Annotated in this window: 17 protein-coding genes; 10 read left to right on the top strand and 7 right to left on the bottom strand. The window is 62.9% G+C overall.

The window, feature by feature from the left end; translation table 11 throughout:
* Nucleotides 1–50: 50 nt before the first annotated feature.
* A complete protein-coding gene (locus BVH03_RS21780; protein ID WP_075963143.1) occupies nt 51–980 on the top strand; it encodes a chemotaxis protein CheV in 930 nt (309 codons plus the stop codon).
* Between the two features lie 72 nt (nt 981–1,052).
* Nucleotides 1,053–1,853, top strand: coding sequence for an MOSC domain-containing protein (locus tag BVH03_RS21775; RefSeq protein WP_075963142.1), 801 nt, complete (start codon nt 1,053–1,055; stop codon nt 1,851–1,853).
* A 47-nt stretch (nt 1,854–1,900) separates the two neighbouring features.
* Here BVH03_RS21775 and BVH03_RS21770 read toward each other — a convergent pair whose 3' ends face one another.
* Both BVH03_RS21770 and BVH03_RS26475 read right to left on the bottom strand, forming a co-directional pair.
* A complete protein-coding gene (locus BVH03_RS21770) occupies nt 1,901–3,826 on the bottom strand; it encodes a transglycosylase SLT domain-containing protein (RefSeq protein WP_075963141.1) in 1,926 nt (641 codons plus the stop codon).
* A gap of 195 nt (nt 3,827–4,021) precedes the next feature.
* Entirely contained in the window at nt 4,022–4,162 is a 141-nt protein-coding gene (locus tag BVH03_RS26475; RefSeq protein WP_168175657.1) for a hypothetical protein, read from the bottom strand.
* A gap of 29 nt (nt 4,163–4,191) precedes the next feature.
* On the opposite strand from BVH03_RS26475, the gene BVH03_RS21765 reads away from it, so the two are divergent.
* Nucleotides 4,192–6,120 (top strand): ATP-binding cassette domain-containing protein, encoded by a 1,929-nt coding sequence (locus BVH03_RS21765; RefSeq protein ID WP_075963140.1) that lies wholly within the window; start codon nt 4,192–4,194, stop codon nt 6,118–6,120.
* A gap of 76 nt (nt 6,121–6,196) precedes the next feature.
* Here the strand turns inward: BVH03_RS21765 and BVH03_RS21760 are convergent, their stop codons facing one another.
* Nucleotides 6,197–6,640: a universal stress protein gene (locus BVH03_RS21760; RefSeq protein ID WP_075963139.1), complete on the bottom strand. Its 444-nt coding sequence runs from the start codon at nt 6,638–6,640 to the stop codon at nt 6,197–6,199.
* Between the two features lie 88 nt (nt 6,641–6,728).
* Between BVH03_RS21760 and BVH03_RS21755 the strand changes: the two genes are divergently transcribed.
* Entirely contained in the window at nt 6,729–7,166 is a 438-nt protein-coding gene (locus BVH03_RS21755) for a hypothetical protein (RefSeq protein WP_075963138.1), read from the top strand.
* A gap of 26 nt (nt 7,167–7,192) precedes the next feature.
* Here the strand turns inward: BVH03_RS21755 and BVH03_RS21750 are convergent, their stop codons facing one another.
* Complete coding sequence (locus tag BVH03_RS21750) at nt 7,193–8,014, bottom strand: hypothetical protein (protein ID WP_075963137.1); 822 nt, start codon at nt 8,012–8,014, stop codon at nt 7,193–7,195.
* A 432-nt stretch (nt 8,015–8,446) separates the two neighbouring features.
* Here BVH03_RS21750 and fadB point away from each other — a divergent pair, with 432 nt between their 5' ends.
* From fadB to BVH03_RS21720, 6 genes are all read left to right on the top strand, one after another.
* Nucleotides 8,447–10,594, top strand: coding sequence for a fatty acid oxidation complex subunit alpha FadB (gene fadB / locus BVH03_RS21745; protein WP_075963136.1), 2,148 nt, complete (start codon nt 8,447–8,449; stop codon nt 10,592–10,594).
* Nucleotides 10,595–10,624: 30 nt separating this feature from the next.
* Complete coding sequence (gene fadA, locus BVH03_RS21740) at nt 10,625–11,800, top strand: acetyl-CoA C-acyltransferase FadA (protein WP_075933023.1); 1,176 nt, start codon at nt 10,625–10,627, stop codon at nt 11,798–11,800.
* A gap of 206 nt (nt 11,801–12,006) precedes the next feature.
* On the top strand, nt 12,007–12,243 hold the full coding sequence (locus BVH03_RS21735) for a DUF1653 domain-containing protein (protein WP_075963544.1): 237 nt from the start codon (nt 12,007–12,009) through the stop codon (nt 12,241–12,243).
* Nucleotides 12,244–12,504: 261 nt separating this feature from the next.
* A complete protein-coding gene (gene topA, locus BVH03_RS21730; RefSeq protein ID WP_075963135.1) occupies nt 12,505–15,111 on the top strand; it encodes a type I DNA topoisomerase in 2,607 nt (868 codons plus the stop codon).
* 45 nt (nt 15,112–15,156) lie between these two features.
* Nucleotides 15,157–15,678 (top strand): DUF6586 family protein, encoded by a 522-nt coding sequence (locus BVH03_RS21725; RefSeq protein ID WP_075963134.1) that lies wholly within the window; start codon nt 15,157–15,159, stop codon nt 15,676–15,678.
* Between the two features lie 112 nt (nt 15,679–15,790).
* On the top strand, nt 15,791–16,030 hold the full coding sequence (locus BVH03_RS21720; protein WP_027910358.1) for a hypothetical protein: 240 nt from the start codon (nt 15,791–15,793) through the stop codon (nt 16,028–16,030).
* 140 nt (nt 16,031–16,170) lie between these two features.
* Here BVH03_RS21720 and sulA read toward each other — a convergent pair whose 3' ends face one another.
* The 3 genes from sulA to BVH03_RS21705 form a co-directional block, all read right to left on the bottom strand.
* The gene (gene sulA / locus BVH03_RS21715; protein WP_075963133.1) at nt 16,171–16,626 is read right to left on the bottom strand and encodes an SOS-induced cell division inhibitor SulA; all 456 of its coding nucleotides are present in this window, start codon (nt 16,624–16,626) and stop codon (nt 16,171–16,173) included.
* An 11-nt stretch (nt 16,627–16,637) separates the two neighbouring features.
* On the bottom strand, nt 16,638–17,249 hold the full coding sequence (gene lexA, locus BVH03_RS21710) for a transcriptional repressor LexA (protein ID WP_075963132.1): 612 nt from the start codon (nt 17,247–17,249) through the stop codon (nt 16,638–16,640).
* A gap of 182 nt (nt 17,250–17,431) precedes the next feature.
* Nucleotides 17,432–17,765, bottom strand: a 334-nt coding sequence (locus tag BVH03_RS21705; RefSeq protein ID WP_143486057.1) for an integrase core domain-containing protein, incomplete at its 5' end; no start/stop codon positions are given.

Raw genomic sequence — 17,765 nt, 5'->3', positions numbered from 1 at the left:
ACGACTGGCCGATAGCTTCATACGAACACCACGCCTCACAGGAGCGAATAATGGCCGGTATTCTCGACACCGTTGATCAACGGACGCAGTTGGTGGGCGAGAACCGCCTGGAAATCCTGATGTTCCGTCTGGCGGGCCGGCAACTGTTCGCCATCAACGTGTTCAAGGTGCAGGAAGTGCTGCACATGCCCAAGCTGACGCTGATGCCACATCGTCATCGCTTCGTGTGCGGGGTGATCCACCTGCGTGGCCAGACGCTGCCGGTGATCGATCTGTCCCAGGCCATCGGTATGCGCCCGATCGTGCCGGATGAGCGCAGCACCATCATTGTCACCGAGTACAACCGTTCGATCCAGGCGTTCCTCGTCGGCGGCGTCGACCGCATTCTCAACCTCAACTGGGAATCCATCCTGCCGCCGCCCGGTGGTGCAGGGCGCCAGCATTACCTGACGGCCATCACCAAGGTCGACGACCAACTGGTGGAAATCATCGACGTCGAAAAGGTGCTGGCCGAGATCGTGCCTTACGACACGCGCATCTCCGGTGACCGACTGGCCGATCCGCTGCTGGAAAAAGCCCGCGGCCGTGAAGTGCTGCTGGTCGACGACTCCAGCGTGGCCCTGGCGCAACTGCGCGATACCTTGTCGCAACTGGGCATCAAGCTGCACGTCGCCACCGATGGCCTCAAAGGTCTGCGGATGCTCAAGGCCTGGGCCGATGCCGGTGAAATCATCACCGACAAGCTGCTGATGATGTTCACCGACGCCGAGATGCCGGAAATGGACGGCTATCGCCTGACCACCGAAATTCGCCAGGACCCGCGCCTGCGTGACCTGTACGTGGTGCTGCATACCTCGCTGTCCGGCAGTTTCAACGAGGCGATGGTCAAGAAGGTGGGGTGCGACAACTTCCTCTCCAAGTTCCAGCCGGACAAGCTGGTGGATGTAATACGCCAGCGCCTGGCGCTCGACGAAAAGTAGAGCGCTGCTGGCTTGAGCGCAGACGGCGGTTTGCGTATAACCGCCGTTTCGCTCAAGTCAGGACGCCGAGCCATGCACCTCTCCGCGCTATACCGCTTCCCCCTCAAATCCGCCATGGGCGAATCCCTTTCCAGCTTGCAGCTCGACGGCCTGGGCGTGGCCGGCGATCGTCGCTGGATGTTCGCGGATGCTGAAACCGGGCGGTTCATGACGCAGCGCACCTTTCCCCATATGAGTCAGTTGCAGGCACGCTGGAATGCCGCCGGTGGCCTTACCCTGCAAGCGCCCGGCATGCCGGTGTTGCAGGTGGCGTTGCCGGACCCCGACCAGGCGCTGCGCGGCGTGATCATCTGGCGCGATACCCTGCGGGTACCGGATGCCGGTGACGAGGCCGCGGCCTGGGCCAGCGAGTTCATGGGCAAGCGCTGCCGGCTGGTGCATGTGCCGGCAGAGCGGGCACGCTTTATCGAAGGCAACGTCGATGGCGACGAGAAGGTCGGTTTCGCCGACGGCTTTCCGTTGCTGCTGATCGGCCAGGCTTCACTGGATGATCTGGTGGCCCGGGTCGGCAGGCCGCTGGAGATGCTGCGCTTTCGCCCCAATCTGGTGGTGCACGGCAGTGAACCCTACGCCGAGGACGGCTGGAAACGCATCCGTATCGGTGACGTCGAGTTCACCCTCGCCAAACGCTGTTCGCGCTGCGTGATCACCACCATCGACCCCAACATCGGAGAGCGCAGCGCCGACCGTGAGCCGCTGACCACCTTGCGCAGCTATCGCCAGGGCGAGGACGGCATCCTGTTCGGACAGAACCTGATCAACCACGGCAACGGTGAGCTGCAGGTCGGTATGGCGGTCGAGGTATTGGCGTAATCGTCGCCTCGGTTTAGCTCGGGGCGACAATTACGCATGCCGCAGTACTACTGATCGAAGTAGCGCTCGTGCCAGCCCACCAGCGGCTGTGGAGCGTTGAGTTTGTCGCCGTAGATCACCGCGTAGGACAGCACGTTCTGCACGTACTGGCGGGTCTCGTTGAACGGAATGTTCTCCACCCAGACGTCGTAGGACAAGTGATCGGCGCCGCGCAGCCACTGGCGCACGCGGCCTGGCCCTGCGTTGTAGGCGGCCGAGGCCAACACCCGGTTGCCGTTGAACTGGCCGTAGATCTGACTCAGGTAGGCGGCGCCCAGCTGGATGTTGACGCTGGGCAGCAGCGCGTTGTTCGGGTTGCTCAGGGGGATGCCGAATTTGCGCGCGGTCTCCTTGGCAGTGGCCGGCATCACCTGCATCAGACCCAGGGCGCCGGCGTGGGACTTGGCATCGGCCATGAAGCCGCTCTCCTGGCGGGCGATGGCGAATACCCAGCTCGAATGCAGGCCGCGCTTCTTGGCTTCCGCGGTCAGCGGCTCGCGATGGGCCATGGGGAAGCGGATATCCAGGTCGTCCCAGTACTTGGCCTGGCTGATGGTGCGGATTGCCGGGAAATACCATTGCATGTCGTAGGCCAGGCGCGCCTGGGCGACCAGCTCGTCACGGTCTAAATGGCGGCTGGCGTGGTACCACTCGCGGCGACCTTCGACGACCTGGCCGCGGTCGTGGAACTCCATGGCGCGGCGGATGCCGGGCGCATTGCGCACCTTCTTCATCACGGCAGGGCTGAGCTGCAGCGGCGCGTTCTTCAGGTAGTAGGGTTCCTTGACCTGGTCGGCAGCCATGAAGCCATAGAAGTCGCGCTCCTTGGCCAGGTCGTGGAACAGCGGTTGGGCGGCCTTGCTGTTGGGCTGCGCCAGCTGCAGGCTGCGCGCCTGCCAATAGCGCCAGCGGTTGGTGCTGGCCAGGGACTCGGGCATGCGGCTGATCAGCTTGTGGGCTTCGTCCCAGCGGCCCAGGCGCAGCAGCAGGCGGGCGCGCCACTCGCTGACGGTGTCGTCGCGCAGGTTGGGGTCGTACTTGGCCATGATGTCGAGGGCGCGCGGGTCGAAACGGCGCGCCAGGGTCAGGCCGATCTCGTTGGCGATGGCGACCTTTTCCTGATCGGAAAAGCGCATGCGCTGCGAGTAACCTTCGAGCAGACCAAGGGCCTGTTCCGGGTCCTGGCGCGCGAGACGACGCAGGCCGAGGCTGACCACATCGCCCATGGCGTCGTCGGCCGGCGCGAAGCGGGCGGTCTGGGTGAGAATCTGCGGTTTCTGGCCGACTTCCACGAGCAGCTTGCCGTGGTTGCTCAAGGTCGGCAGGTCCTTGCTCAGGAAAGTTGCCAAGCTGTAGTTGCGCGCTTCGGCGGCCAGTTTGGCGCGCTGCCAGCGGCGTTGCTCGGTCAGCTGGCCTTCGGCGGCCCATCGGTCGAACAGGCGGTCACAGGCTTCGGGCTGAGATTTGCCCACCAGCCAGAGTTTTTCGGCGGTGGCGTAGCCTTCGGCGGTCTGGCCCTGGGCAAGCTGGCGCTGACCGTTCAGGCAGTCCAGTTCGGTGAAGTTGAGCCCCGGGTCGTAGTACTTGGCGAAGGTTTGCCATTCGCCGCGTTCGGCGAGCCAGCGCAGCCAGCGCAACTTCATCCAGTTGGCCTGGGGAAGGTCACCATGGGCGGCGAGAAAGGCTTCGATTTCCTGGTTGCTGGCCCATTTCAGCCGTGCGGTCAGCTCGTCGTAGGTCAGGTACGGCGTCAGCGGGTAGTCGCGCAGCGCGCTTGCGTAGCGCTCGTAAGGCCCCTTGTCGCCCTTGGCGAGAGCGGCCTTGGCCTCGTCGTAGTACTGGCGTTGCTGCTGCAGGCTCGCGGCCTGGCTCAGCGTGGATGTGGCGGCGCAAAGAATCAGGCAGGACAGCAGACTGGGCAAACGACAGCGCATGGCACTTCCGGGGTCATCTCGTGATCGGGCGCGACTGGCTGGTGCCGGTCGCCTGATGTGCCCTTGGGGCGGTTACCGGTGTGCGCCGCTGCGAAACGAGCATCGTCAGGCGCGGCGGCGGCAATGGTCGCTAGCTTAGCCTTTTGCCTGCGTGCCGCGAAAGGGCCGCCGGTACATGGCGCATGTCCGTTTATGTCACATCAATGCGGGCTCACAGACGCCGCCGGCCATCTCGGTTAGAATACGCGCCCGTTTTTGGCTGGCGTACGCGTCGGCCAGATCAGTTTCGTGGTTGGCAGCAACGAGGCCCTGGTCGCGCCCCAGGCTTTCATCCACCACTCCCGCGTATTGTCGAGGCAACCCTGATGACCCTGCTCAAGTTCACCGATGTTTCCCTGGCGTTTGGCGCCATGCCGCTGTTGGACAAGGTGTCTTGGCAGATCGCCCGCGGTGAGCGGGTGTGCATCATCGGCCGCAACGGCACCGGCAAGTCGAGCATGCTCAAGCTGGTCAACGACCAGCAGAAACCCGACGACGGTACCATCTGGCGGGCGCCGGGCCTGAAGATCGGCGAGTTGCCCCAGGAGTTGCCGGTCGCCGATGGTCGCACGGTATTCGACGTGGTGGCTCAGGGCCTCGACGGCGTGGGTGATCTGCTCGCCCAGTACCATCACCTGGCGCAGAACTGCGTGACCGAGGAAGACCTCAACAAGCTCATGCATGTGCAGCAGGAACTGGAGGCAAAGGACGGCTGGCGCCTGCAGCAACTGGTCGACAGCACCCTGAGCCGTCTGCAATTGCCGGCCGACAAGACCCTGGCCGAGCTCTCCGGCGGCTGGCGTCGTCGTGTGTTGCTGGCCCAGGCGCTGGTCAGCGAGCCGGATCTGTTGCTGCTCGACGAGCCGACCAACCACCTGGACATCGGCGCCATCGCCTGGCTCGAAGAGGCCGTCAAGGATTTCCAGGGCGCCGTGCTGTTCATCACCCACGACCGCGCCTTCTTGCAGAGCCTGGCCACGCGCATTCTCGAATTGGATCGCGGCGGGTTGATCGACTGGAACGGCGATTACGCCAGTTTCCTGGTGCACAAGGAGGCCGCGCTGGCCGCCGAAGAAACCGCCAACGCGCTGTTCGACAAGAAGTTGGCCCAGGAAGAGGTGTGGATTCGCCAGGGCATCAAGGCCCGCCGTACCCGTAACGAAGGCCGCGTGCGTGCCCTGAAAGCCTTGCGCGTGGAGCGCAGCGAGCGCCGCGAGCGCACCGGCAAGGCCAATATCCAGCTGGATGTGGCGGACAAGTCCGGCAAGCAGGTGATGGTGCTGGAGAACGTCAGCTTCGCCCATCCGGGCGGCCCGCTGCTGATCAAGGACTTTTCCATGGTGCTGCAGCGCGGTGATCGCATCGGCCTGCTCGGCGCCAACGGCACCGGCAAGACCACGCTGCTCAAGCTGATGCTCGACGGTCTGCAGCCGACCGCCGGCAAGGTGGAGCAGGGCACCAAGATCGAAGTGGCCTATTTCGATCAGCTGCGTCATCAGCTCGATATCGAAAAGACCGTGATCGACAATATTTCCGAGGGCCGCGACTTCATCGAGATCGATGGCCAGAACCGCCACGTGCTGAGCTACCTGGGCGACTTCCTGTTCAGCCCGCAGCGCGCACGTACGCCAGTCAAGGCGCTGTCCGGGGGCGAGCGCGCACGCCTGCTGCTGGCCAAGCTGTTCAGCAAGCCGGCCAACCTGCTGGTGCTCGACGAACCGACCAACGACCTCGACGTTGAAACCCTGGAGCTGCTCGAGGAGGTGCTCTCCAACTTCAAGGGCACCGTGCTGATGGTCAGCCACGACCGGGCCTTCCTCGACAACGTGGTGACCAGTACCCTGGTCTTCGAAGGCGAAGGGCGAGTCCGTGAGTACGTCGGCGGTTATCAGGACTGGCTGCGCCAGGGCGGCTCGCCGCGTCTGCTCGGCGTGGGCGAGAGCAAATCGGGTAAGGCCGAGCTGGGCTCGGCCATCGTCGAAACGCCAGTCGTCGAGGCGGCGGTCGCCGAGACTGCCGCATCTGCGCCGGCAGCCAAGAAGAAGCTCAGCTATAAGCACCAGCGTGAACTGGACGCCATGCCGGAGATGATCGATACCGCCGAGCAAGCGATTGCCGCGCTGGAAGCCAGGATCGCCGATCCGGCCTTCTATCAGCAGCCCGCCGAGCAGAGTGCTGCGGTGCTGGCGCAACTGCAGGCTCGACAGGAAGAGCTGGATCGCCTGGTCGAGCGTTGGGCTGAGCTGGAAGGCTGACAGGCGAGGACGGCGCAGCGCCGCGATCGGGAGGGACGCCGCCGGGCGGGTGCCCGGCGGCGTTCGCCAGGACTGATCAGGCCGCTGGTTTCTTCAGGCTGACTGCCAGTACGTCGCACGGCGCACCATGCAGCACGTCGTTGGCGGTGGAGCCGAGCAGTAGGGCCAGGCCGTGGCGGCCATGGCTGCCGACGATGATCAGGTCGCAGTGCTGTTCGGCGGCCAGGCGGTGGATTTCCTGACGCGGCTGGCCGTAGGCCAGGTGACGGTTTTCGGCGGTGAGCTGCGGATGCTTGATGGCGAAGGTGTCGAGGCGCTCCTTGGCCTGTTCGAACTGCTGCTGTTGCAGCATCGACAGGTCCATCGGTACGTCGCCACCGAAGGCCATGGCCATGGGTTCGACGATATGCACCACGGAGAGCTTGGCCTGGGTGCTGCTCGCCAGAGCCTGGGCGCGCTTCATTACCGGGTCGCACTCCTCGGTCAGATCGACGGCGACCAGAATGTGCTGGTAGGACATGGTGTTGTCTCCTTACAAGGGTGACCAGTGATTTCAAGTATGGCTGGTTTGAGCATTTACCACAGGTTGCGCAGTCGAGATAGAAATTATGACGGGATGGATCGTTCTCGCCCTACTGGTTTTCGCCCTCAGCCCGCTGGTCTGGCTGGTGCCGTCGCGTCGCCAGCGCGGCCAGATGGACATGCGCATGCAAGCCCGGCGTCTCGGTTTGGCGATGCAGTTGGCCCGCGAGGAGTGGCCGTACTGGCTGAGTAAAACGCCGCCCAACCCCTGCCCGCAGTACCACAGCCCTCGCCCCAGGGGGCGCCAGGACAGCTGGTGCTACTGGCAGAGCGAGCCGGGCAAGTGGTTGAACAAGTGGCAGGAACCCTGCGCGGATGCGTCGCTGAGCGAGCAGCTCGCCACCTTGCCCGCCGACGTCTACAAGGCTGAGGCCACGCCGCAGATGATCGCGCTGTTCTGGGGCGAGCGGGCGCAGCCGCAATCCCTGCCGGCGATTGCCGCCTTTCTCAAGGCCCGCGCCTGAGTCGCGGGCCGGTTCATGGCAACGGATCACGACGGGCTGCCTGACTTCGCGTAGATCGCGTCGACATCCGTCAGGCTGCGGATGATGCTGTCGGAGTACTTGTTGACCAGAAACGGCACGCTCTTTTCATTGTAGTTGCGCAGCGAGCCTTCGATGTAGCGCCATTTGGTCGCCACGCCGTCGAGCGTGGTATTGATCGCCACGCTGTTGCCCGGTTGCTTGCGCAGTGCGGTCAGGCGCGCGGAAAAGTCGGCCACCAGCTCCTCGATGGGGCGTTCGCTGCTGTCCCCCGAAAAACTCGCCCCCACCGAGGCGCTACGCGCGGCGTAGTTCACCGCAATGCTTTGCATGAGCACGCTGAGCTCGCGTGTAGCCGCCATCTGCGCGCTGATGGCGCTGTCATCCATCCGTTGCAGCGCGTCGTAAAGCGCCTGGGCGGTGGTCAGGAGCTGGCGGTTGCGTGCGGCCAGGTCCGCGACCGGCTGCAGGTCCGTGTAGCCCTGTTTCTGCAGTGCGGCCATCAGGGTCGTCAGCTCTCCGTCGTACAGCTGCCATTGCTGCTGCAGTTGCGTCTGCAGGCGTGCGGCGCCGACGTCGGCCAGGTTCGCCAGCTTGTTCAACCCGTCGCGCGCCTGTTGACGTGAAGCGTCGATCATTCGCGCGTAACGCTGATCGCCTTCCATGGCGTTGTACATGTAGAAGTCGCCCAGGCTTTTCTGGGGGGCGAGATGGAAGGTCTGCAGATGCTGGAAGTAGCCGGTGGTGTTGGCGTGCCCGGCGGCGCTCGATAGCAGCAGGGCGGTCAGCAGAAGGGTACGCAGAGAGAAGGCACGCAAGTGGGCTGGCATGCTGGCACCTCGGGGTTATTGCTCGTTCTTGTTGTTTTTGTATTCGGTGGCAGCCGAATGGGCGCGACTCTACCCGCGGTCGGACGTTTTGGCTAGCGCCTGGAAAGGGGTTGGCTGCGCCGCCCGAATGATGGGTTATCGACACCGGTGATCGGCTTTTCGCCCAGGCCGAAAGTGACTGTATGGTCTGCGTAGTGCCGACTTCATTCGGCTACATAACGCTAATTGACAATCGCAGGCTTTTCCGAGAAGGTGTGTTCACCCAAATCAAACGGGCGTATGAATTGAGCGTTTGCCTGCTTGGCAGTGCCCAATCCAGTCCGACTATCGCATCGGTGGGTAGCCCATTTTCGTCTACGTTGTCCGTAGCGTGAGTTGGCCGGTTGGCTCCGGTGTGTACTGTTCAGATTCCCTTAGCGTGGAGATCAGTTGATGATTTACGAAGGTAAAGCCATCACGGTTAAGGCTCTTGAAAGCGGCATCGTCGAACTCAAGTTCGACCTCAAGGGTGAGTCCGTCAACAAGTTCAATCGTCTGACCCTGAGCGAGCTGCGCCAGAGCGTCGATGCGATCAAGGCCGATGCCTCGATCAAGGGCGTTATCGTCAGCAGCGGCAAGGACGTGTTCATCGTCGGCGCCGACATCACCGAGTTCGTCGACAACTTCAAGCTGCCTGAAGAGCAACTGGTCTCCAGCGGCCTGGAAGCCAACCGGATCTTCAGCGACTTCGAAGACCTGAACGTGCCCACCGTGGTCGCCATCAATGGCATCGCCCTGGGTGGCGGCCTGGAAATGTGCCTGGCCGCCGACTACCGGATCATGGCCGAAGGCGCCAAGATCGGCCTGCCCGAAGTCAAGCTCGGCATCTACCCGGGCTTCGGTGGCACCGTACGCCTGCCACGTCTGATCGGTACCGACAACGCCGTCGAGTGGATCGCGTCCGGCAAGGAAAACCGTGCCGAGGAAGCCCTCAAGGTTGGCGCGGTCGATGCCGTGGTCGCCGCCGACAAGCTGCAGGCCGGTGCTCTGGACCTGATCAAGCGCGCCATCTCCGGTGAGATCGACTACAAGGCCAAGCGTCAGCCCAAGCTCGAGAAGCTCAAACTCAACGCCATCGAGCAGATGATGGCCTTCGAAACCGCCAAGGGCTTCGTTGCCGGCCAGGCTGGCCCGAACTACCCGGCGCCGGTCGAAGCGATCAAGACCATCCAGAAGGCCGCCAACTTCGGCCGTGACAAGGCTCTGGAGGTCGAAGCTGCCGGCTTCGCCAAGCTGGCCAAGACGTCCGTGGCGCAAAGCCTGATCGGCCTGTTCCTCAACGACCAGGAACTGAAGAAGAAGGCCAAGGCCCATGACGCCATTGCCCAGGACGTGAAACTGGCCGCCGTGCTCGGCGCCGGTATCATGGGCGGCGGCATCGCCTATCAGTCGGCGTCCAAGGGCACGCCGATCTTGATGAAGGACATCCGCGAAGAAGGCATCAAGATGGGCCTGAACGAGGCCTCCAAACTGCTCGGCAAGCGCGTCGAAAAAGGCCGCATGACCACTGCGCAGATGGCCGAATCGCTGAGTGCCATTCGCCCGACCATGTCCTATGGCGACTTCGGCCACGTCGACATCGTCGTCGAAGCCGTGGTCGAGAACCCCAAGGTCAAGCAGGCCGTGCTGGCCGAGGTCGAGGCGACGGTCAAGGAGGGCACCATCCTGGCGTCCAACACCTCGACCATCTCCATCAGCCTGCTGGCCAAGGCCCTCAAGCGTCCGGAAAACTTCGTCGGCATGCACTTCTTCAACCCGGTGCACATGATGCCGCTGGTCGAAGTCATCCGTGGCGAGAAGTCCAGTGACGAAGCGGTGGCCACTACCGTGGCGTACGCCAAGAAGATGGGCAAGAACCCGATCGTGGTCAACGACTGCCCGGGCTTCCTGGTCAACCGCGTACTGTTCCCATACTTCGGCGGCTTCTCCAAGTTGCTGAGCTTTGGCGTCGACTTCGCGCGCATCGACAAGCTCATGGAGAAGTTCGGCTGGCCCATGGGCCCGGCGTACCTGTCCGACGTGGTCGGTATCGACACCGGTCACCATGGCCGTGACGTGATGGCCGAAGGCTTCCCGGATCGCATGGCCGTGGAAGGGCGGACCGCGGTCGACGTGATGTACGAAGCCAACCGCCTGGGTCAGAAGAACGGCAAGGGTTTCTACGCCTATGAGACCGACAAGCGCGGCAAGCCGAAGAAGGTCAGCGACCCCGAGGCCTACGAGCTGCTCAAGTCGATCGTCGCCGAGCAGCGTGAGCTGAGCGACGAGGACATCGTCAACATCATGATGATCCCGCTGTGCCTGGAAACCGTACGTTGCCTGGAAGACGGCATCGTCGAGACCGCCGCCGAGGCCGACATGGGCCTGATCTACGGCATCGGCTTCCCACCGTTCCGCGGTGGCGCGCTGCGCTACATCGACAGCGTCGGGGTCGCCGAATTCGTGGCCCTGGCCGACAAGTACGCCGATCTGGGTGCGCTGTATAAGCCGACCGAGAAACTGCGTGAAATGGCCATAAACGGCCAGACCTTCTTTGGTTAATCGCGCAACGATTGGAGCGAGAGTGAATTTATGAGCCTGAATCCAAGAGATGCAGTCATCGTCGACTTCGGCCGGACCCCGATGGGTCGTTCCAAGGGCGGCATGCACCGTAACACCCGTGCCGAAACGATGTCGGCGCAGCTGATCAGCAAGCTGCTGGAGCGCAACGGCAAGGTCGATCCCAAGGAAGTCGAGGACGTCATCTGGGGTTGCGTCAACCAGACCCTGGAGCAGGGCTGGAACATCGCGCGCATGGCGTCGCTGATGACCCAGATCCCGCACACCAGCGCCGGGCAGACCGTCAGCCGCCTGTGCGGCTCGTCGATGAGTGCGCTGCACACCGCCGTGCAGGCGATCCAGACCGGCAACGGCGATGTATTCGTGGTCGGCGGCGTCGAGCACATGGGCCACGTTGGCATGATGCACGGCGTCGACCCGAACCCGCACCTGTCGCTGTACGCCGCCAAGGCGTCCGGCATGATGGGCCTGACCGCCGAGATGCTGGGCAAGATGCACAACATCAGCCGCGAGGCCCAGGACAAGTTCGGCGTGCGTTCGCACCAGCTGGCCCACAAGGCCACGGTGGAAGGCAAGTTCAAGGACGAGATCATCCCGATGCAGGGCTATGACGAGAACGGCTTCCTGAAGGTTTTCGACTACGACGAAACCATTCGCCCGGAAACCACCCTGGAAAGCCTGGCCAACCTCAAGCCAGCGTTCAACCCCAAGGGCGGCACCGTGACCGCGGGTACCTCCTCGCAGATCACCGATGGCGCTTCCTGCATGATCGTCATGAGCGCCCAGCGCGCTCAGGATCTGGGTATCCAGCCAATGGCCGTAGTGCGCGCCATGGCCGTGGCCGGTGTCGACCCGGCGATCATGGGCTACGGCCCGGTGCCATCTACCCAGAAGGCGCTCAAGCGCGCCGGCCTGACCATCGACGACATCGATTTCGTCGAGCTCAACGAAGCCTTCGCGGCCCAGGCACTGCCTGTGCTCAAGGACCTCAAGCTGCTCGACAAGATGGAAGAGAAGGTCAACCTGCATGGCGGCGCCATTGCCCTGGGTCACCCGTTCGGTTGTTCCGGAGCGCGTATCTCCGGTACCCTGCTGAACGTGATGAAGCAGAACAACGGCACCTTTGGCGTGGCGACCATGTGCGTTGGCCTGGGCCAGGGCATCACCACGGTGTTCGAGCGCATCTGAGGGTTCGCCAGGGCTGCTGCGCCGAACGCATTTCGCGCAGCGGGCCTTGGCAAGATCCGCTGTAGGGGTTGCACGACCGGGGCTTCTGCCCCGGTTTTTGTTTTTTGGCGATGCGCCAATGCATGGCGGCCAATGGGCGCGGCCCAGGGTGAAAATCACGGTCGACCCTTTCTATCAGACGAAAAATATTTCCAGGAAATTGAATGATGTCGCTGCAAACCGGTCTCTACCGTCATTACAAAGGTCCCGAGTACCGCGTGCTGGGCGTCGCCAGGCATTCGGAGACCGAAGAGCAGGTCGTCGTCTATCAGGCGTTGTACGGCGAGTTCGGGCTCTGGGTAAGACCGCTGGCGATGTTCGCCGGTGAGGTCGAACTGGACGGCAAGCGGGTTCCACGCTTTGCTTTCGTCGAGGCCGAGGCGAGCGTTCTGTCCCGCCCCTGAGGGCACATCAGGACGCGGTCGCCCTTGACCTCGCCTTGACCGCCACTATATATAGCGGGGCCAAAGCTGATCGCAGGGCAGTCGGGATCGTGCAAAAGCGCGATATCGGTCCGGAACCTGCGGCAGCACCACGCTTTTTGCGTTCGCTTCATCGAGCGGGCGCCTTCATCGTCGACGTGGTTAGCGTCGACCCGATACGCCCAACAGTGTTTCCAGGCGTCCGTCGCCTTCACCTACCGAATTTCAGGAATTTTCCAATCCATGGGTAAATCGCTGGTCATCGTGGAATCCCCGGCCAAGGCCAAGACAATCAACAAGTACCTGGGCAGCCAGTACGTGGTGAAGTCGAGCATCGGCCATATCCGCGACCTGCCCACCAGCGGCGGGGCGGCTACCAAGGAACCTGCCAAGCGTGGCAAGGCAGCAGCAGGCGAAGCGCCGGCACTGTCGCCGAAGGAAAAGGCCAAGCGCCAGCTGTTCGCGCGCATGGGCGTCGACCCGGAGCACGGCTGGAAAGCCAAGTACGAAATCCTGCCCGGCAAGGAGAAGGTGGTCGACGAACTGCGCCGTCTGGCCAAGGAAGCCGACACCATCTATCTCGCGACCGACTTGGATAGAGAGGGGGAGGCCATCGCCTGGCACCTGCGCGAATCCATCGGTGGCGATGACAGCCGCTACAAGCGCGTGGTGTTCAACGAAATCACCAAGAAGGCCATCCAGGAGGCGTTTTCCGCCCCCGGCGAGCTGGATATCAACCGTGTGAACGCTCAGCAGGCGCGCCGCTTCCTGGACCGCGTGGTCGGCTACATGGTCTCGCCGCTGCTGTGGGCGAAGATCGCCCGTGGCCTGTCGGCCGGCCGCGTGCAGTCGGTTGCGGTGAAGCTGGTGGTCGAGCGCGAGAAGGAAATCCGCGCCTTCGTACCCGAAGAATACTGGGAAGTGCACGCCGATCTGGGGACCGCCAAGGACGCCCAGGTACGTTTCGAAGTGGTTCGTGAGAACGGCGCCGCCTTCAAGCCGCTGAACGAAACCCAGGCCATGGCCGCGCTGGCGACCCTCAAAGCGTCGAGCTACAGCATCGCCAAGCGCGAGGACAAGCCGACCAGCAGCAAACCGTCGGCACCGTTCATCACGTCCACCTTGCAGCAGGCGGCGAGCACGCGCCTGGGCTTCGGGGTGAAGAAAACCATGATGATGGCTCAGCGTCTTTACGAGGCCGGCTACATCACCTATATGCGTACCGATTCGACCAACTTGTCGGCCGACGCCATCGAGATGGTGCGCGGCTTCATCGACAGCGAGTACGGCAAGAAATACCTGCCGGAGAAGCCCAACTTCTACTCCAGCAAGGAAGGCGCCCAGGAGGCGCACGAAGCGATCCGACCTTCGGACGTCAACCTGCGGCCGACCCAGTTGTCCGGCATGGAGCGCGATGCCGAGCGCCTGTACGAGCTGATCTGGCGCCAGTTCGTGGCCTGCCAGATGCCGCCGGCCGAGTACCTGTCGACCACCGTGACCGTCACCGCGGCGCAATTCGAACTGCGTGCCAAGGGCCGTATCCTCAAGTTCGACGGTTACACCCGTGCCCAGCCGCAGATGAGCAAGCCAGGCGACGACGCCGTGCTGCCGGAAATGAAGGAAAGCGAGTCGCTCAAGCTGATCAAGCTCGACCCCAGCCAGCACTTCACCAAGCCGCCGGCGCGCTATTCGGAGGCCAGCCTGGTCAAGGAAATGGAAAAGCGTGGCATCGGCCGCCCGTCGACCTACGCGGCGATCATTTCCACCATCCAGGACCGCGGCTATGTGGCCCTGCACAATCGCCGCTTCTATTCCGAGAAGATGGGCGACATCGTCACCGAACGCCTCAGCGAGAGCTTTTCCGACCTGATGGACTACGGCTTCACCGCCGGCATGGAAGAAAACCTTGATGACGTCGCCCAGGGCGAGCGCGAGTGGAAGCACCTGCTCGACGAGTTCTACGGTGACTTCAAGAAGAAGCTCGAGGTGGCCGCCGACGGCGACAGCGGCATGCGTGCCAACACGCCGACGCTGACCGACATCCCGTGCCGCGAATGTGGCCGGCCGATGATGATCCGCACCGCGTCCACCGGGGTGTTCCTCGGTTGCTCGGGCTACGCTCTGCCGCCGAAAGAGCGTTGCAAAGCCACCATCAACTTGGTGCCGGGCGACGAGATCGCCGCTGACGACGAGGGCGAGTCGGAGTCACGCGTGCTGCTTGGCAAGCATCGCTGCCCGATCTGCGCCACCGCCATGGACGCCTATCTGCTGGATGAGACCCGCAAACTGCATATCTGCGGCAATAACCCGGATTGCGCGGGCTATGAAATCGAGCAGGGCCAGTTCCGCATCAAGGGCTACGAAGGCCCGAGCCTGGAATGCGACAAGTGCGGCAGCCAGATGCAGCTCAAGACCGGCCGCTTCGGCAAGTTCTTCGGCTGTACCAACAGCGAGTGCAAGAACACCCGTAAATTGCTGCGCAACGGCGAGCCTGCGCCACCCAAGATGGATGCGGTGAAGATGCCGGAGCTCAAGTGCGAGAAGGTCGACGACACTTACGTGTTGCGCGACGGCGCCTCGGGGCTGTTCCTGGCCGCCAGCCAGTTCCCGAAGAATCGCGAAACCCGCGCACCGCTGGTGCTGGAACTGATTCCGCACAAGGACGAGATCGATCCGAAGTACCACTTCCTGATCGACGCGCCGGCCAAGGACCCGGAAGGCCGTGCAGCGGTCATCCGCTACAGCCGCAAGACCAAGGAGCAGTACGTGCAGACCGAAGTGGACGGCAAACCCACCGGTTGGAAGGCGTTCTTCGACGGCGGCAAATGGAAGGTCGAAGACAAGCGTTAATCCGTGTCTGGTGCGCGCTCGATGGGCGCACCTGAAGGAGTGCAAATGGCTGGCGAACTGTATACCCGCACCAACCAGAAGATCTTCTACGCCGGGCTCTCCCTGGAGTCCTGGCGCAAGGCCGAGGAAGGGCGGGCGATGAATGCCCAGGCGCTGGTACAGGCCGAGCGCGAGGCTACGCTGTTCCACCTGTACGGCGCGTTGCTCGGGCTGTGCCATGAAATCGCCGGTTTCTACCGCCTGCCCAACAGCAGCGCGGCCCGAGCCGAGGTGCTGCTCGATCGTCAGAGTCTCGATGGGGCGCCGAGCCCGGAGCTGGCTGAACTGGTCGAGTTGGCCGAGAACCGGCAGACCTGGCTGGGGCAGCTTCTGGCCGCCCACGCCGAGCTGTTCAAACCGCCGCGTCCGTCGCGCGAGCCGAAGGGCGATCCCAGCGCTTCGACGTTGATCGAGGCGGTAAGCGTGGGCGACGAGCCGCCGTTGCTCGAGCGTGCAACCCTGGAGAGCTGGCGGCAGGAGCTCAAGGCGCTGGCCCAGCGTTTTCGTGTCGGCCTCAGTGAGTGGTAATCACGCCGCTTGCCATTGATTGAACGCCCGTTCGGCAATTAGCGGCTTTTTCGCCAAGCGATCGGGCGGGGTCGCTGTTACACTGGTCGGCCTTTCGTGGAGAACCCGAGTCATGCCTACGTCTTTCCTTGAAATCGTCGAACTGCCCGATGGGCGTATCGCCCTGCGTCGAGCCGACGATGAGGAAGCACTGGTGGTGCTGGACTTCTCGGAAGATGCCAAGGCATTCCTGCAGGGCCAGCATGTGGAGGTCGCCAAGGCGATGCTCAACGTTGGCGTGCAGATGGCCGGCCGAATGGCGGAAGGTGATTTCGAGCACGAAGAAGACGAGCAGCCGCGCGTTTTGCACTAATTACAGGCTGCAGCCCACAAGCTGCCGGCTACAAGCAATAGCGAAAAGCCCCTCCAACGTGAGGGGCTTTTTCATGGGTACACTGCCCCATGGGGCAGGTCATTTGACGAATCACCGTACGGCCGGACAAGCTTGCAGCTTCAGCCCAGGCTGATGTTCAGGCTTTGCGCCTTGCCGGTACGTGCGGCAGTTTCCAGTTGCTGGCGTGCATGCTGCGGCAGGGGATGCAGCCAACTGACCACGGTATGGCTACGGCCGAGCTTCAGTGCTTCCTGGGCCAGTTGCAGTGCGCTCTGATTATGGCGTGGTTGCAGCAGCAGAATGCGCTCGCGGTTCAGGCCTGCCTCGCGCAGCCAGCTCTGGGTCAGGCTGGCGGGCGGGGCGATCAGGGTCAACCAGCGCTCGTCATCTTTCTCACTCAGTTCCCGCAGCATGGGCGCCAGTAGCGTCAGGCAATGCCCCGCGGCACCACGCAGCGACACCTCGCTAAAGGAGGCTTCGTGGCTGGTTGGTTCCTCGACGACTGCGATGCTCGATGCCAGAAAGGCATCGAACAGGGGCAGCTGGTTACGGCTCAACGACTGGGGAAACTGCATGACGCCTCCAATTAGCGGCGGATGACGCCGACACTCAAACCTTCGATGACCAGATCCTGCTCTTCCAGATTCACTTCGATCGGGGCGAACTCCGGGTTTTCCGCCAGCAGCCACACGGTGTTGCCTTCACGCTTGAAGCGCTTGACCGTCACCTCATCGTCGATGCGCGCGACCACCACTTGGCCGTTGCGTGCCTCGCTGGTGGTATGCACCGCCAGCAGATCACCGTCGATGATGCCGATATCCTTCATGCTCATGCCCCGCACGCGCAGCAGGTAGTCGGCCTTGGGACGGAAGAAGTCCGGGTTGATCCGGCAGGCTTCCTCTATATGCTGCTGCGCCAGAATGGGTGCGCCGGCGGCGACCCGGCCGATCACCGGCAGGCCATCTTCCTCTTCCTGATTGGGTTCGAAACCCGGAATGCGGATTCCGCGGGAAGCGCCTGGGGTCATCTCGATGGCGCCCTTGCGCGCCAGGGCCTTGAGGTGTTCCTCGGCGGCATTCGGTGACTTGAAACCAAGCGCCTGGGCGATCTCCGCGCGGGTCGGCGGGTAGCCGTTGTCTTCCAGGCACTGCTTGATGAAGGCGAGAATTTCACCTTGGCGGGGCGTCAGCTTGATCATGTGAGGCGCTCTGGCTTTTTATACAGTGCCTGGGATTATATACAGTACGGCGTGCTTGGCAATCGGTTGATGAAGGTGCCGCCCATAGAGGGGCCCGTTCAAAGTTTTGTATGCGCATGAAGAAGCAACTACAAGGCAGAGGCGGACATCGTTGCTTCACCTGTGGGAACGGGCAGGGACGCCTAGTTGTGTAAACCCAGTACGTTGTTCAGTGGCAATGGAGCCCGACTGATTGGTGGTTTGTAGTTGAGACTGCTGTGCGGCCTGTGCCAGTTGTAGTGGTGCAGCCAGGCTGGCAAATGCTTGGCTCGTTGTTCGGAGCTGTCATAGCTGCGTGCATAGGCCCACTCACGTAGGCTCGTTTGGATGAAACGTTCGGCTTTGCCGTTCGTGCGCGGTGTATAGGGTTTAGTGCGCATGTGTTTCAGCCCTAGCCGAGCACATAAGCGCCGAAAAGAATGAGAGCGGTAGCAGGCACCATTGTCTGTCATGACGCGTTTGAAGCGGATGCCCAGC

Source organism: Pseudomonas sp. PA15(2017) (genome assembly GCF_001945395.1).
GTDB lineage: Bacteria > Pseudomonadota > Gammaproteobacteria > Pseudomonadales > Pseudomonadaceae > Aquipseudomonas.
The sequence above is the reverse complement of the archived record's forward strand: the minus strand, read 5'-3'. Positions and strand labels throughout refer to the sequence as shown.

Excerpts from the sequence above, each read along its gene's own strand:
- BVH03_RS21780 (WP_075963143.1), top strand. The coding sequence starts at position 51 with ATGGCCGGTATTCTCGACACCGTTGATCAACGGACGCAGTTGGTGGGC.
- BVH03_RS21775 (WP_075963142.1), top strand. The coding sequence starts at position 1,053 with ATGCACCTCTCCGCGCTATACCGCTTCCCCCTCAAATCCGCCATGGGC.
- BVH03_RS21770 (WP_075963141.1), bottom strand. The coding sequence starts at position 3,826 with ATGCGCTGTCGTTTGCCCAGTCTGCTGTCCTGCCTGATTCTTTGCGCC.
- BVH03_RS21765 (WP_075963140.1), top strand. The coding sequence starts at position 4,192 with ATGACCCTGCTCAAGTTCACCGATGTTTCCCTGGCGTTTGGCGCCATG.
- BVH03_RS21760 (WP_075963139.1), bottom strand. The coding sequence starts at position 6,640 with ATGTCCTACCAGCACATTCTGGTCGCCGTCGATCTGACCGAGGAGTGC.
- BVH03_RS21755 (WP_075963138.1), top strand. The coding sequence starts at position 6,729 with ATGACGGGATGGATCGTTCTCGCCCTACTGGTTTTCGCCCTCAGCCCG.
- BVH03_RS21750 (WP_075963137.1), bottom strand. The coding sequence starts at position 8,014 with ATGCCAGCCCACTTGCGTGCCTTCTCTCTGCGTACCCTTCTGCTGACC.
- fadB (WP_075963136.1), top strand. The coding sequence starts at position 8,447 with ATGATTTACGAAGGTAAAGCCATCACGGTTAAGGCTCTTGAAAGCGGC.
- fadA (WP_075933023.1), top strand. The coding sequence starts at position 10,625 with ATGAGCCTGAATCCAAGAGATGCAGTCATCGTCGACTTCGGCCGGACC.
- BVH03_RS21735 (WP_075963544.1), top strand. The coding sequence starts at position 12,007 with ATGTCGCTGCAAACCGGTCTCTACCGTCATTACAAAGGTCCCGAGTAC.
- topA (WP_075963135.1), top strand. The coding sequence starts at position 12,505 with ATGGGTAAATCGCTGGTCATCGTGGAATCCCCGGCCAAGGCCAAGACA.
- BVH03_RS21725 (WP_075963134.1), top strand. The coding sequence starts at position 15,157 with ATGGCTGGCGAACTGTATACCCGCACCAACCAGAAGATCTTCTACGCC.
- BVH03_RS21720 (WP_027910358.1), top strand. The coding sequence starts at position 15,791 with ATGCCTACGTCTTTCCTTGAAATCGTCGAACTGCCCGATGGGCGTATC.
- sulA (WP_075963133.1), bottom strand. The coding sequence starts at position 16,626 with ATGCAGTTTCCCCAGTCGTTGAGCCGTAACCAGCTGCCCCTGTTCGAT.
- lexA (WP_075963132.1), bottom strand. The coding sequence starts at position 17,249 with ATGATCAAGCTGACGCCCCGCCAAGGTGAAATTCTCGCCTTCATCAAG.